We start from the raw sequence: 14,768 nt of genomic DNA, 5'->3' as shown, positions 1-14,768 counted from the left end.
AATGCTGCACCAGCTCCTCCAGCAAATACCTCTCTCATTCCGCCAAATGCATTACTAAAAATCATTCCAAATACTTCTGGGATTGCTGATAAGTTCGTAAACACAACATAAAATGCAACAAGCATATAAATAACAGCCATCACAGGCACAATGACCCCTGCAACAGATGCAATTCGTTTAATTCCGCCAAAGACAATTAATCCTGCTAAAATTACTAAAACCAGTCCAGTCCAGATTGGATCAATTTGAAATGCTTCCTCTACTGCACCCGAAATTGTATTTGCCTGGACAGCATTAAAGACAAAACCAAAAGAAATAGTTATTAAGATAGAAAATAGTACTCCCAGCCACTTTTGTCCTAAAGCTTTCTCCATATAATAAGATGGACCGCCACGGAAGCCGTCTTTATCAGATTCTTTATATACCTGTGCTAACATACTCTCAATAAAGGCTGTTGCCATCCCAATTAAAGCAACTACCCACATCCAAAAAACTGCACCAGGTCCGCCCGCTGCTACTGCTAAAGCGACACCAGATAAGTTACCTGTCCCTACACGAGAAGCGATTGTAATACTAAAAGCTTGAAAGGCATTGGTCCCTTTTTTCCCGCTTTGTTCTTTTGCTTCTTCTTTAATAACCTTAAACATTTCCCCAAATAGTCTAAACTGGACAAATCTGGATCTAATCGTAAAATAAAGTCCGGCACCTAATAGTAAGCATATAAGTACTCCTTTATTCCATAAGATATCATTTCCACCATTCACTAGTTCATTTAGAAAGTTCTCTATTACTTCCATCATCTCACTCTCCCTCTTACCTTCTTGCTTTCTTATACCCGTTTTCTTATCAATTTATCCTGCAAATTTCAGAATCGTATCTAGCTTGTTTTCAAAAAAAAGCGGAATTTTAATTATACCACCATCTGAGGAATAAATTAACTGAAATAAATAGGCATATCCTTCCTATAAATGAAAACAGGAATGTATAAAAGCTGTAAAGCGCGCGAATGATAAGTGCAGAACTTATACGAAAGTGGTGTTTCCTATTTATCGCAAACACGAAAGAAAACTGGTCATTTTAATATTCTTAGTTGCATTTATAATAGGAATTTCTATTTTTCGCAGAATGGTTATGGGATAAAGGAGATATTTTTATGGATAATGAACAAGCAGTATTGTACAGCAGGATGTTAACAGAACTAACTCTGACATTTCATATTATCTATGCAACAGTCGGTGTTGGAATTCCCCTGTTGATCTTTATAGCGCAATGGCTTGGAATCAAAAGACAGGACGAGCATTATATCCTGTTAGCGAGACGATGGACAAGAGGTTATATTATTACTGTCGCTGTCGGAGTTGTTACAGGGACTGCGATTGGTTTGCAATTAAATCTGCTTTGGCCTACTTTTATGGAATTAGCCGGAAATGCAATCGCACTTCCATTGTTTATGGAAACATTTGCTTTTTTCTTTGAGGCCATTTTCTTAGGGATTTATTTATATACATGGGATCGCTTTGAAGATCAGCGAAAACACATGCTTATCCTTATTCCGGTCGCAATCGGTGCTTCATGCTCTGCCATATTTATTACGATGGTTAATTCGTTTATGAATTCACCGCAAGGATTTGAAATCGCCAATGGCAATCTAATCAATGTGCAGCCGATATTGGCTATGTTTAACCCATCTATGCCAACAAAAGTTGCTCATGTGCTTGCGACTGCCTATATGACTTCTGCTTTTATTCTTGCGTCAATTGGAGCCTATCGAATGCTCAAGGGTTCCAACCATGTTTACCACAAAAAAGCTTTATTACTTACAATAAAAGTAGGTTTAGTTTTTTCCATAGCAGCTGCCGTCATTGGGGATTTTGCCGGCAAGTATCTAGCAGAGTACCAGCCAGAGAAACTAGCAGCAATGGAATGGCACTTTGATACAGAAGAAAGTGCATCACTCACTCTTTTCGGTATATTGCAAAATGGAGATGAAGTAAAATACTCAATTAAAATACCTTATGCATTAAGCATCCTTGCACATGGTACTCCTACAGCTGAAGTTATAGGTTTAGATAAATTTCCGGCAGAAAACATTCCGCCACTCTATATTCATTATTTGTTTAATATTATGGTGATGATTGGTATGGGAGTCACTTTCTTAGGACTGGTATATTTAATCGGGAAATTTTTAAAAAAGAAATTTATCCATCGGAGGTTCTTTCTATGGTTAATTGTAGCATCAGGACCACTCTCCATGATCGCCATTGAAGCTGGCTGGTGGCTGGCAGAAGTTGGACGGCAGCCTTGGGTACTGCGAGGGATATTGAGGACAGAAGATGCTGCAACAACAAGCGACCAAGTTGATTTGATGCTCTATTTATTTATCGGACTTTATATTGTACTGGGTCTGGCAAGTGCCATTGTTTTAGTCCGGATGTTCCGGTCAAATCCGATCGAACGAGAATTAGCAGATAGGAAAGGAGGGGGATGATCTTGTCATATGAATTAATTGGAATATCAGTATTGTGGATGTTTTTATTTGGCTATATTATTATTGCTTCAATTGACTTTGGCGCAGGATTCTTCAATGCCTACAGTGTTCTGACAAATAAGCAGCATATCATCAGTAATATTATCCAGCGTTATTTATCACCTGTCTGGGAAGTTACGAATGTCTTTCTTGTTTTCTTCTTTGTAGGAATTGTCGGCTTTTTTCCAAGTACTGCGTATTTCTATGGCACGATTCTTTTAGTACCGGCAAGCATTTCAGTTGTATTATTAGCGATACGAGGATCCTACTACGCTTTTTCCACATATGGAAAATTGAAGAGTAACTTTTGGACATATCTTTATGGCTTTTCTGGTCTGTTTATCCCTGCTTCGCTTTCCATTGTATTAACTATTTCAGAAGGTGGATTCGTTTATATAGAAGATTCACGAATTATTTTAGATTATCTTACTTTGTTCACAAGTCCATTAACATGGAGTATTGTGATTTTAAGTTTGACTAGTGTGCTTTATATTTCTGCAGTATTTCTGACTTGGTATGCAAGTGTAGCAAAAGATGAGCCTGCAACAGAATTAATGCGTAAATATGCTTTAAGCTGGTCATTACCAGCAATCCTGACAGCAACGGGTATAATCGTCGAATTAAGAATGCATAACCCTGAGCATTTTGCCCGACTGGTTGATTTGTGGTGGATGTTCCTTATTTCGTTTGTGCTTTTTCTTATTACAACTAGACTTATCTGGTTAAGGCGCAGCTATGGATTAGCCTTTCATGTATTAGTATTTCAATTTTTAATTGCATTTTTTGCATATGGAATTTCTCATTATCCATATTTACTCTATCCTCATTTGACCATTACAGAAGGTTTTACAAGTGAAGCAATGGCAATTGCATTAATCATTGCTTTTGTAGCTGGATTCTGTTTATTAATTCCATCAGTGTTGTTAATACTGCGGCTGTTTTTATTAAACAAAGACTATATCCAAGGAAAAATCAAGTAAGGAAGAAGGCGATAATATGAAGGAATTTATTTACTTTTACGCACCGTTTCTTGTTGTGATTATATCCGTTATCTTTTGCTTTTGGTTTGTATCGCGGAATAATACGTACGATGAATAAAGAGGGTGGGACAAAACTATTATGTTCCACCCAAAATAAGATTGTTTTTAAAAAAAAGACGCATAATAGGGATAATGTGCAGTAAATATTTTGATATGATTAGAGTGCAATAACGCCGCTACGTCCGATTGCTTCGCTTTCCGTGGGGACGGCCTCAGCTAACTTGTTGAAGAAACCCGCTTCACCAAGTGGATCTTCAGCTCGCCCTGTTCCCACAGGAGTCTCCGCAATCGGACTGCGCTTGAATGAAACTCAACAATGTTTATAGGAAGTAGCAGTTTGATTGATATGAGCTAAACGATTCTTCTGTCACAACCATTGTAGAGCAATTCTAAAGCGTAGGCCGGCCACGCAGACTCCTGTGGGACAGCGAGAGGTGAAGATCCACTTTACAAAGTGCTCTTCTTTGTAAAGTTAGCAGACCGCCGAGCCCACGGAAAGCGAAGTGGCCGGACGAAGCGACATCCTTGCACACTGTAGATTTCAAAAACTACTCTAAAAATGTTACTGCACATAATCCCTATTATGTGCAGTAAGTAACTTATATAGGAAAAGGATAGATGCGAATAAAGTTTTAAAATCCTCTATCATTCGTATTTTGGGGTGTTTTGTCCCACCCTCACTTTTTTAATTATAGCGGATTAATGAGTATTTCTTTTTACCGCGACGCAGAATGGTAAATTTATCTTCAATTCGGTCTGTTTCCTTGAGGCGATAATCGATTTCCTGATTTCTTTCTCCATTAATATAAACCGCACCATTTTTGATATCTTCACGAGCCTGACGCTTAGATGGAGCAAGACCAGCAGAAACGACTAAATCAACTAATGGAAGATCTTTTTCTTCTACTGTTGTTGACGGAACATCCTTGAACCCCTGCTCGATTTCAGATGCATTCAAGCTCTTTATATCACCACTGAATAAAGCTTCGGTAATTTTCTCCGCCTGCTCTAATGCTGCATCTCCATGTACAAGCTTTGTCATCTCTTCTGCTAAGCGGCGGTGTGGAACACGTTTCTCTGGAGCTGTTTCCAGTTCTTTCTCCAATTCATTGATTTCTTCTAATTCTAAAAAGGTGAAATATTTAATAAAGCGGATCACATCACGGTCATCTGTATTGATCCAGAATTGGTAAAATTCGTATGGCGTTGTTTTCTCAGGATCGAGCCATACAGCACCACCAGCTGTTTTACCGAACTTTGTTCCATCACTTTTTGTAATAAGCGGCACAGTAAGGCCATACACTTTCGCTTCTTCTTCCCCTTGCTCTGATCTGGTGCGACGGATTAATTCCATCCCAGCAGTAATGTTCCCCCACTGGTCACTGCCACCAATTTGCAATGTACAGTTCTCTTTATCATACAGATTCATAAAGTCAAATGATTGTAAGATCATATAAGTAAACTCTGTAAAGGAAATACCGTTCTCTAAACGAGACTCTACCGAATCTTTTGCCAGCATGTAATTTATACTGAAATGCTTTCCTACATCTCTGAGGAATTCAATCATAGTAAGTGATGATAGCCATTCATAGTTATTACGTGCAACCGCACCATTTTCACTATCATCAAAATGCAAAATGCCTGCAAGTTGTTCTTTAATACGCTCACTAAACCCTTTTACTACTTCCACACTGTTCAATGTTCTTTCCGTTGAGCGTCCACTAGGATCTCCAATCAGACCTGTTCCTCCGCCAATTAAGGCAATGGGACGATGCCCTGCTTGTTGGAATCTTTTTAGCATCAGTACTGGCAAAAGGTGACCAATATGCAAGCTGTCAGCGGTCGGATCAAAGCCGCAATATAATGTCACCACATTCTCCTCTAAATGTTTTCGTAGGCCTTCATCATCTGTTGTTTGCTGTATCAGATCCCTTTGTGCTAAATCATCTAAAATATGCACAATACTCACTCCTTATCTTAATAATTTCTAAATTAAAACACAAAAAAACTCCTCCCAAAAAAGGGACGAGATTACTCGCGGTACCACCCTTGTTGCAATATAAATATTGCCACTTAAGGAACTAACGATGCACCCACACCGTCTTCTTTCCAGAAGAAACTCCCGACCGTAATTCATTTCATGATTGTATACTGGTTTCCACCAAACACCAGCTCTCTATCACAGGGAATCATGTCACTACTTCAATCGTTCAACGTTTATATAATATAAAGTTATTAATAACATTATTAACATAAAAAAATATTTAATGCAATTGTTTTTTAACTAAACCTGCTCAAAGCGTAACAGATTAAAGTTATAATTTGCTGATTCATTGGCGGGTCGATCTCTTTTTTTAAAAATCAACTGCAAGTTCAAATGCTTCAGTCCTGCTTCTTCCCTCTCTCAAGCCATTTAAAAAGCTGAACTAATCTGCCTTGTTTTACTTTCTTAAATTTTACAGAAAAACGCTTCATTTATTGACTGTTATGGTATAATATCTATTGGGGAAATGGAGGGTTTTACTAATGAAAATAAAGGAATTCATGCAAAAATGCTTGGATTTTATTCGTACTACTTGGAAGAAGCAGACAATACAGAAAACATCCAGAATTGGATATCATATTATATGGAACATTACTTTGCTATTTATCTCAATAGCAATAATCGGAGCATTTTTCGTCGGTGGAATAGGTGCAGGATATTTCGCATCTTTAGTTGATGAAGAAAAAATCCAATCAAAAGACGAAATGACTGCAGCTATTTATAATTATGAAGAAACTTCAGAATTTTACTTTGCAAACAATCAGTTCTTATCTGAAGTAAGTACAGACTTGTTACGTGATGAGATATCATTAGACATGGTCAATCCGTATGTTCAGCAGGCAGTAATTGCAACAGAAGATCAGTACTTTGAAACACACAAAGGAATTGTACCCAAAGCAATCCTTCGTGCCGTATTTCAGGAAGTTACCAACTCAGCTACAAAAACGGGTGGTAGTACACTTACCCAGCAGATTATCAAAAATCAGATTCTGACAAATGAAGTCTCATTTGAACGTAAGGCAAAAGAAATACTGCTTGCCATGCGTTTAGAAAAATTCTTTGAAAAAGACGAAATTTTAGAAGCATACTTGAATATTGTCCCATTTGGCCGAAACTCATCAGGTCAGAACATTGCAGGCGTTCAAACTGCTGCGCAAGGTATTTTTGGCGTGAATGCCAGCGATTTAAACTTAGCACAAGCAGCCTATATTGCAGGTTTACCCCAAAGTCCTTCCTATTACACACCTTTTTTAAATGGAGGTGGTGTGAAAGATGCGGAAGGCTTAGAACCGGGATTAACAAGACAAAAATCTGTGCTCAGCAGAATGCTGGAAGCTGGTTATATTACACAGGCCGAACATGATGAAGCAGTTAATTACGATATCGTTGCTGATTTTAAAGCTCCCGAAGAATCAGTTCTGGAAGATTATCCGTATTTAGTAAATGAATTGGAAAACAGAGCAACTAGTATTCTTATCGAACACTTAGCAGAGCAAGATGGATATACTCTTGAAGATCTGGAGAACAGTTCGATCTTGATGGAAGAATATCAAATCAGAGCAGAAAGAGAACTTGCGAGCAGTGGACTGAGAATTCACTCAACTATTGACAAGGAACTGTATGATGTTTTCCAAACAGTTTCAAATCAATATAATAATTATGGCGTGGAAAAACCGGCAAGAAATGAACGAAACAACAAGCCTATTATGGTTACTGATCCAGAAACAGGCAAGGAAGTTCCACTAGGAAACCAGCCTGTCCAAGTAGGTAGTGTGCTTATTGAAAATAGTTCTGGTAAAATTCTCAGCTTTGTCGGCGGCCGAGACTTTGCTATCTCTCAGAAAAACCACGCAACTGATGTAAGAAGACCAAACGGAAGTACAATGAAACCACTGGTTACTTATGCTCCAGCAATGGATTTAGGAGTTGTGCAGCCAGGGTCAGTTGTGGCTGATGTGAAAGCATCGTTTAGAGGTTATGATGAACCGCCAAACAACTATGTCATCGGAAGATATTACGGTCTTGTTTCCGTAAGAGAAGCCTTATATAAATCACATAACATTTCTGCATTACAGGTATACTCTAAAATTATTGACCAGAATCCTGTAGAGAAGTACTTAGAAAAAATGGGATTTGAGGCACTCTCTCATGAAGATGGCAGAAGTGATTATGAGAACATGTCCATAACACTTGGCAGTACTTTATATGGTGTAACTGTTGAAGAAAATACGAATGCTTATGCCACATTTGGGAATGGTGGAAAATTTGTGGATGGGTATATGATTGAGAAAATTGAAACAAAAGATGGTGAAGTGATTTATCAGCATGAATCCACTCCAGTGGAAGTATTCAGCCCACAAACCAGTTATTTAACAGTAGATATGATGCGTGATGTGTTATCAAATGGTACTGGGACAGCAGCAAGATCTGCACTTAATAATCCAAGTGTTGATTGGGCTGGTAAAACAGGAACTTCCTATGATTGGCGTGATACTTGGTTTGTTGCTACGAATCCTAATGTAACTCTAGGAAGCTGGATGGGTTATGATTATAACCAGACACTGGATACAGGCTATAGTACCAGAAACAATGTGTTCTGGGCACAGCTCGTCAATGCAGCAACAGAGATAAGGCCTGAATTAATGGCACCTTCACAGCCATTTGAACAACCTGGTGGAATCGTATCAAGAAGCTATTGCGCAACATCTGGTCTATTACCATCTGATGAATGTAGTCAGCTCGGTTTAGTTCGCTCTGACATTTATAATGCAAACTATGTTCCGACGAAACAGGATTATAGTTTGATAAGGGAAAATTATGTAATGATTGGCGATAATGCTCTTCAAGCAGGCGAAAATACTCCAGCTGAATTTACAGAAGGAAATGGCTACATTTTTAATCCTGAGTGGTTAGAAGACATGGGATATGATCGTCTGAGTAATATTAAACAGCTGATCCCATTTAATGCTAGTGGTGGCTGGTCGAATATTCAATTTCCTAGTTCGACTAGCAGTATCGGGAATAATGACGGGCAGGCACCTTCAGCCCCTAATAATGTCTCTATAAGCGGGCAAACAATCAGTTGGACTAATTCTGGCAGCCCAGATGTTGTGGGCTACAGAATTTACCGTTCAAGCAGCCCGGATGATGTTAGTTTTCAAAGAATAGGCAGTACGGCTGAACTCAGCTTTACTGTCCCGAATCAAAATGCTGTTTATGTTGTGAAGGCTGTTGACTATCACGGGAATGAGTCAGGCCGATCACAAAGAGTTATCTTTGGAGACTTCTCTTCAGATGAGGGAGAGACAAGCTCCCCAGATGAAGAAACTAATGAAAATACAGAAACTAATAATGATCAGAACTCTGAGAATACGAACGAAAATAACCAGGAAACACCTGAGGGCGACCAGAATACAGGTGAGACTCCTGATAGCACTGAAAATGGTGAATAATTGAGATACAGGAGGGCTTCATATTTAATGAGGTCTTCCTTTTCTTTTCCTTCTTTTTTCCTGTATACTATAAGAAATGAGGTGATTATCTGTTGTTTCACAAAAAGAAAGCGTTATCTAAAAAGGTGAATACAGAATTCGGTGATATTTTATTAACAGGTCCTGTGTCATCCAATCAATTAAGTGAACTGGAAATCCATAGTCAATTGCACGCGTTTCGTCCTCCATTAAAACAATTAGAAGCATTAAAAGAAATTGCGTCACTAGACGAAGGCAGAATTTTAATCGCTTTGGATCAAAATCTCATTATTGGTTATGTTACGTTTCTATATCCTGATCCAATTGAAAGATGGTCAAAGTTTCAAATGGAAAATTTAATAGAGTTAGGTGCTATTGAAGTAGCCAAAGAATATCGTGGGTCTCATTTAGGTTCCAAGCTGATTGAACTCGCTGTAAGTGATCCCTTTATAGAAAACTATATCATTATATCAACTGAGTACTATTGGCAGTGGGATATAAATGAAACGAAATTGAGTGTTTGGGATTATCGTAAAATAATGGAAAAAATGATGAACAAAGGGGGTTTACTTCCAGCCCCAACCAATGATCCGGAAATTATGTCACACCCAGCTAATTGCTTAATGGTAAGGATCGGTCAGAATGTAACGGAACAAGACCAGCAACTATTTGATAAACTTCGATTTTTAAATGAATAAGGAGTAAAAAATATGTTAGTAAAAGAAATTATGAAAAGGAATGTTTTCACTTTAGCACAGGATGATAGAATTGCTGATGCCATTCAATTACTGAAGCAGCATCATATCCGTCATATCCCCATCATTAATGAAGAAAGACACGTAATTGGAATTGTTTCAGACCGCGATCTACGTGATGCTGCTCCTTCTATTTTTGATAAAGAATTTGATCAGAATATACTCAATCAATCAATAGGCAGTATAATGACTAGTCGTGTTATTACAACACATCCTTATGAATATTTTGAAGATATTGCCACTATATTTTATGAACATGAAATTGCTTGTTTGCCAGTTATTTATAATAAAAAGCTGGTTGGAATCGTTACAGAAAAAGATATGCTTTATACCTTTATTCAGCTGACAGGTACTCATAGCCCCAGCACACAAATAGAAATTAAAGTACCTGATACTGTTGGTGTTTTGGCAAATGTTAGTCAAATCATTGCCAAAAGAAAAATTAAAATTGTATCCGTTTACTCATATCCATCACCCACGTATGATGGCTATATGATACTAGTGTTTCGAATTCAGACAATGAATCCATTGGTTATTATGCAGGATTTTGAAAAGACGGAATATGAAATGATCTATCCAATTAGGGAGGAAGATGATGAGTTTCAGTAAAACAGCTTTTGTTTATTCAGATCAGTTTCTGCAATATTCCTTCCATGAAAATCATCCATTTAATCAGAAAAGAATTTTGCTAACGAAAGATTTATTATACACACATGATGCTTTATCAGAGGACGACATTATTGAACCAGATACCATCAGTCCTACTATCTTGGAATTAGTTCATACGAAAGAATATATAAATGTGATAAAGCAAGCCAGTGAGCTTTCTGAAATAGACAATCCGGAAAAATATGGAATAGGCACTGCTGATACGCCTGCCTTCAAGGGGATGTTTCATGCAGCAATGTCTCTTGTAGAAGGTACCATAAAAGCATGCGAACTTGTTGCTAATCATGATGTTATCCATGCACTTAATCTGGGTGGTGGGCTTCATCATGGTTTCCCGGATCGTGCTGCAGGCTTTTGCATTTTTAATGATATTGCAATTGGAATTAAATATTTGCAGCAAAATTATAATTTCAAAATATTATATATTGATACAGACGCACATCATGGAGATGGTGTCCAGCACTTATTTTATAATGATTCCAATGTTTGTACAGTTTCCTTTCATGAGACAGGAAGATACTTGTACCCCGGTACTGGAAAAGTGAATGAGAGAGGCATTAAGGAAGGTTTTGGCTATAGTTTTAATTTTCCGTTAGATGCTTTTACAGAAGACGATTCTTATCTAGATACTTTTCATCAAGGAATGGATGAGATCTGTGAGTTTTTCAGACCGGATATTATTATTAGCCAGCACGGAGTTGACAGTCACTTTCTAGATCCATTAACACACATGCATTGTACCTGCAGAATTTTTGAAGAAATACCGAAGAAAATACACCAATTAGCTCATCAGTATTGCCAAGGTAAGTGGGTTGCATTAGGTGGCGGCGGATATGATATCTGGCGGGTCGTCCCGAGAGCATGGGCCCAACTGTGGCAGATCCTTAACAATAATGAGCCATTTACTGGTTCTATTAATCAAGAGTGGCACAGGCTATGGCAAAGTAAAGCACCATGCCCTTTACCAGATAGCTGGAGTGATCCAGTCAGCCAGTATAAATCAATACCAAGGAGAAAAGAAATAACAGATTATAATAATGAAATCTTAGAACAAGTTCTTAAATTTACAAAAATAGCAAAAAAATCAGATAGTGATGGCGTAAAACCTTAGTAACTCAGGCTTTACAGTGAAAAATAACCTTAAAAGTAACACCGTGAGGAAGATGATTGGCTATCGAATAGCTTGTTACATAAAGTGAGACTTTGATTAGTGGGGGTATTACAGACGGTTAGCGCTGTGATAAAACGAAAAAAAGTGCTGAATCTTAAAAGAATCAGCACTTATATTTCTTCTTGTTCTAAAATCACAATCTCTACTCTTCTGTTCTTACTCCAATTTTCCGCTGAAGTATTCGGTGCAACCGGTCTTGTGTCACCAAATCCTGTTGCAATAAATCGTGATTCATCAAAGTCATTAGTTGCTAACATATAACGAATGACACTGCTGGCTCTTGCTGCCGATAACTCCCAATTAGATGGAAAGCGGTAGTTGGAAATTGGTCGATTGTCTGTATGGCCTTCTACTCTTACTTGATTAGAAATATTGGATATTAATGTACTAACTTTATCAAGGAAAGGCTTGGCCGGATCCAAAACTTCGGCTTCCCCAGATTCAAATAGAACATTTTCTTGTAATACCAGTACTACACCTTGGTCTGTTCTTGTTGCAGAGATCACATTGTTCAATTCATTTTTATCTAAATAAGATTCGACTTCCGCTAATAACTCATCTAGTGTTTCTTTATCTTCCCGGATTGTATCATTTTTATCCGGTACACTATCGAGATTGTTGTCTTCCATAATATTTTGCGTATCATTTTGATTATTACCTTGCTGTATGTCTGTGATATCTGTCGAACTATCATCAACTATTGTTTGTTCTTCCATAATAGCAGGCATTGAATCGAAAATACTGTTACTGCGCAGAGAAAGTGCAACTTCTTTAAATTTCTCTGCATCTATTTGTGACATTGTAAAGAGGAGAATAAAGAAAACGAGGACAAGTGTAATCATATCGGAATATGTTACCATCCATTTTGGTGCTCCTTTAGGCTGTGGACGTTGTTTTTTCACTTTACGCCTCATTCAAAGCTTCCTCCACAACTTCCTCTTGTTCATCACTTTGTTTTGTTTTCACCTTTTCAGATAAAAATGCACTAAGTTTTTCTTTTAGTATTCGTGGATTTTGCCCTGATTGTACCCCGATAACTCCCTCAATAATCACTTGCTTGATGAATACTTCTTGGCTTGTCTTAGATTCTAGCTTTCCCGCCATAGGGATGAAGACAAGGTTTGACAAAAGAGAGCCATAAAAAGTGGTTAACAGAGCCACTGCCATACTCGGTCCAAGTGATGCAGGATCCTGAAGATTCCGAAGCATTAATATTAAACCAATTAATGTTCCAATCATCCCCCATGCAGGTGCATATTCTCCAGCTTTGTCCAAAATCTGCCTGCCATGATAATGTCTTTCTTCCATTGCTTCGATTTCAGCATTCATAATATCATTGATTACTTCAGGTTCGATTCCGTCAATCGCAAGCAAGATCCCTTTTTTGATAAATGGGTCATCTACTTCCTCTAGTTCATTCTCTAAAGCTAACAGCCCTTCCCGTCTTGCTCTGTCTGATAACCTTTCGAAAAGTGCAATCAAGTTAGGTAAGTCATGGTCATTTTTATTAAAAGCTTCCATAAAAACATTTTTCAATGATTTTATTTGCTCCAGATTGAAGTTTACGAGTATTGCTGCAACTAGACCACCTAAAACGATTAAGATAGACGCAAAGTCCATAAAACCAGTAAATCCACCCATACCACCACTGGAAATGATCCCAAACATGACCATAATGAACCCAACTGTAATACCGATCGGAGTAAAAATATCTCTCTTCTTCATTTGTTCTCTCTCCCTAATGTATGAAAAGCATTAATATAGGCTAGTAAAGCTTGAATTACCACCAATTATACAATGGTATTCCGAGCTCTACTTATACTATTTTTCAATTTATATAGTATAAACACCCTATATCTACATTATCGGCATTATTTCTCTTTTGTTGAGTTTCTTTTGACAATTTGATGTGGTAATACGACATTTTTCTCTTCAACATTTTCTTTATTCATAAACTTAGTCAAAAGACGCATCGCAACAGCCCCTATATCATACATCGGCTGTACAACAGTTGATAGGGTTGGACGTACCATTGTCGCTAACCTTGTGTTATCGAAGCCGAACACTTCCACATCTTCCGGAACTTTAATTCCTTTGTCTTGCAATCCATGAATGACACCTAATGCTAACTCATCTGTTGCTGCAAAAACTGCCTTAGGATAATTATCCATTTCCGTAATCTGGTTAGCTGCATCAATTCCTGATTCATAAGAAAAATCCACATTAATAATATAATCATTATTTACTGAACCATTTGATTCTTCAATTGCTCGAACATATCCTTGATATTTCTTTTTATTTACTTCCGATTCTTCTACTCCTGTTACATAAATCGGCTGTGGTGTCCCATTATCGATTAGGTAGGAAGTCGCTTCATAAGCAGCTTGCTCATAATCGATGTTAACAGATGGAATTGTTTCTGTCGGATCAATCGTTGCTGCAAGTGCAACAGGTACTGGCGAAGTTTTTAATTGCTGTACATGTTCATCCGTAATGGTTGCTCCCATATAAATTAATCCATCTACTTGCTTTTCGAACATCGTATTAATTAAGCGTATTTCCTTTTCTTTATTCATGTCAGAATTACTTAATATAATATTGTATTTGTACATTGTTGCGATATCATCAATCCCTCTAGCTAATTCTGAAAAGAAGATACTAGAGATATCAGGAATGATAACCCCTACTGTTGTCGTTTTTTTACTTGCAAGCCCTCTTGCCACTGCATTTGGACGGTATCCTAAACGCTCAATCGTATTTAATACTTTTTTCCGTGTTGCTGGTTTTACATTTGGATTTCCGTTCACTACACGAGAAACAGTTGCCATTGACACGTTTGCTTCTCTTGCGACATCATAAATTGTTATATTCATTATTAAAACCTCCATCTATTAACTCAATCATATAGTTTATTGTGTTCAGCATACATTACGATTTTTCATTCGAATAGTGTAATCAATATGTACATCATTACTATTATAACAAAAATCGGCATTAAATTTACATTTTAAACATTAAATTTCATAATTATTTTCATAATTATGCTTAACAAAACTCGCATTCGCTCTTTTTTTCTGCGAATACGTCACTCT

12 protein-coding genes and 1 other annotated feature are annotated in these 14,768 nt (G+C 37.5%); of the genes, 7 read left to right on the top strand and 5 right to left on the bottom strand.

Annotation, left to right across the window (positions count from 1 at the left end; genetic code table 11):
- The coding region (locus F9U64_RS22835) for an alanine/glycine:cation symporter family protein (protein ID WP_228275593.1) at positions 1 to 797 on the bottom strand (797 nt) is incomplete at its 3' end.
- Between the two features lie 356 nt (positions 798 to 1,153).
- Between F9U64_RS22835 and F9U64_RS05475 the strand changes: the two genes are divergently transcribed.
- The 3 genes from F9U64_RS05475 to cydS are packed head-to-tail and all read left to right on the top strand — an operon-like array spanning position 1,154 to position 3,625.
- Positions 1,154 to 2,488 (top strand): cytochrome ubiquinol oxidase subunit I, encoded by a 1,335-nt coding sequence (locus F9U64_RS05475; protein WP_153402012.1) that lies wholly within the window; start codon positions 1,154 to 1,156, stop codon positions 2,486 to 2,488.
- A 2-nt stretch (positions 2,489 to 2,490) separates the two neighbouring features.
- On the top strand, positions 2,491 to 3,507 hold the full coding sequence (locus tag F9U64_RS05470; protein WP_153402011.1) for a cytochrome d ubiquinol oxidase subunit II: 1,017 nt from the start codon (positions 2,491 to 2,493) through the stop codon (positions 3,505 to 3,507).
- Between the two features lie 16 nt (positions 3,508 to 3,523).
- Positions 3,524 to 3,625 (top strand): cytochrome bd oxidase small subunit CydS family protein, encoded by a 102-nt coding sequence (gene cydS / locus F9U64_RS23560; protein ID WP_407647291.1) that lies wholly within the window; start codon positions 3,524 to 3,526, stop codon positions 3,623 to 3,625.
- 627 nt (positions 3,626 to 4,252) lie between these two features.
- On the opposite strand, the gene tyrS is transcribed toward cydS, so the two are convergent.
- The gene (gene tyrS / locus F9U64_RS05465; RefSeq protein ID WP_153402010.1) at positions 4,253 to 5,527 is read right to left on the bottom strand and encodes a tyrosine--tRNA ligase; all 1,275 of its coding nucleotides are present in this window, start codon (positions 5,525 to 5,527) and stop codon (positions 4,253 to 4,255) included.
- Between the two features lie 58 nt (positions 5,528 to 5,585).
- Positions 5,586 to 5,790: a binding site (T-box leader), on the bottom strand.
- A gap of 303 nt (positions 5,791 to 6,093) precedes the next feature.
- On the opposite strand from tyrS, the gene F9U64_RS05460 reads away from it, so the two are divergent.
- The 4 genes from F9U64_RS05460 to F9U64_RS05445 all read left to right on the top strand — a co-directional run bounded on the left by F9U64_RS05460 (position 6,094) and on the right by F9U64_RS05445 (position 11,616).
- On the top strand, positions 6,094 to 9,063 hold the full coding sequence (locus F9U64_RS05460; RefSeq protein WP_153402009.1) for a transglycosylase domain-containing protein: 2,970 nt from the start codon (positions 6,094 to 6,096) through the stop codon (positions 9,061 to 9,063).
- A gap of 92 nt (positions 9,064 to 9,155) precedes the next feature.
- Positions 9,156 to 9,779, top strand: coding sequence for a GNAT family N-acetyltransferase (locus tag F9U64_RS05455; RefSeq protein WP_153402008.1), 624 nt, complete (start codon positions 9,156 to 9,158; stop codon positions 9,777 to 9,779).
- Between the two features lie 12 nt (positions 9,780 to 9,791).
- Complete coding sequence (locus F9U64_RS05450) at positions 9,792 to 10,445, top strand: CBS and ACT domain-containing protein (RefSeq protein WP_153402007.1); 654 nt, start codon at positions 9,792 to 9,794, stop codon at positions 10,443 to 10,445.
- The gene (locus F9U64_RS05445; protein WP_153402006.1) at positions 10,432 to 11,616 is read left to right on the top strand and encodes an acetoin utilization protein AcuC; all 1,185 of its coding nucleotides are present in this window, start codon (positions 10,432 to 10,434) and stop codon (positions 11,614 to 11,616) included. The genes F9U64_RS05450 and F9U64_RS05445 overlap by 14 nt, the downstream gene beginning before the upstream one ends.
- A 170-nt stretch (positions 11,617 to 11,786) precedes the next feature.
- Here F9U64_RS05445 and motS read toward each other — a convergent pair whose 3' ends face one another.
- From motS to ccpA, 3 genes are all read right to left on the bottom strand, one after another.
- Positions 11,787 to 12,590 carry a flagellar motor protein MotS gene (gene motS, locus F9U64_RS05440; protein ID WP_153402005.1) on the bottom strand — a complete coding sequence of 268 codons (804 nt, stop codon included), beginning with the start codon at positions 12,588 to 12,590 and terminating at the stop codon, positions 11,787 to 11,789.
- Positions 12,580 to 13,401: a flagellar motor protein MotP gene (gene motP / locus F9U64_RS05435; protein WP_153402004.1), complete on the bottom strand. Its 822-nt coding sequence runs from the start codon at positions 13,399 to 13,401 to the stop codon at positions 12,580 to 12,582. The genes motS and motP overlap by 11 nt, the downstream gene beginning before the upstream one ends.
- Before the next feature lie 146 nt (positions 13,402 to 13,547).
- On the bottom strand, positions 13,548 to 14,549 hold the full coding sequence (gene ccpA, locus F9U64_RS05430; protein ID WP_153402003.1) for a catabolite control protein A: 1,002 nt from the start codon (positions 14,547 to 14,549) through the stop codon (positions 13,548 to 13,550).
- Between the last annotated feature and the right edge of the window lie 219 nt (positions 14,550 to 14,768).

The sequence above is a fragment of the Gracilibacillus oryzae genome, assembly GCF_009498735.1.
GTDB lineage: Bacteria > Bacillota > Bacilli > Bacillales > Amphibacillaceae > Gracilibacillus > Gracilibacillus oryzae.
Note: the sequence above shows the minus strand (reverse complement) of the source record. Positions and strands in the feature narration are given on the sequence as shown.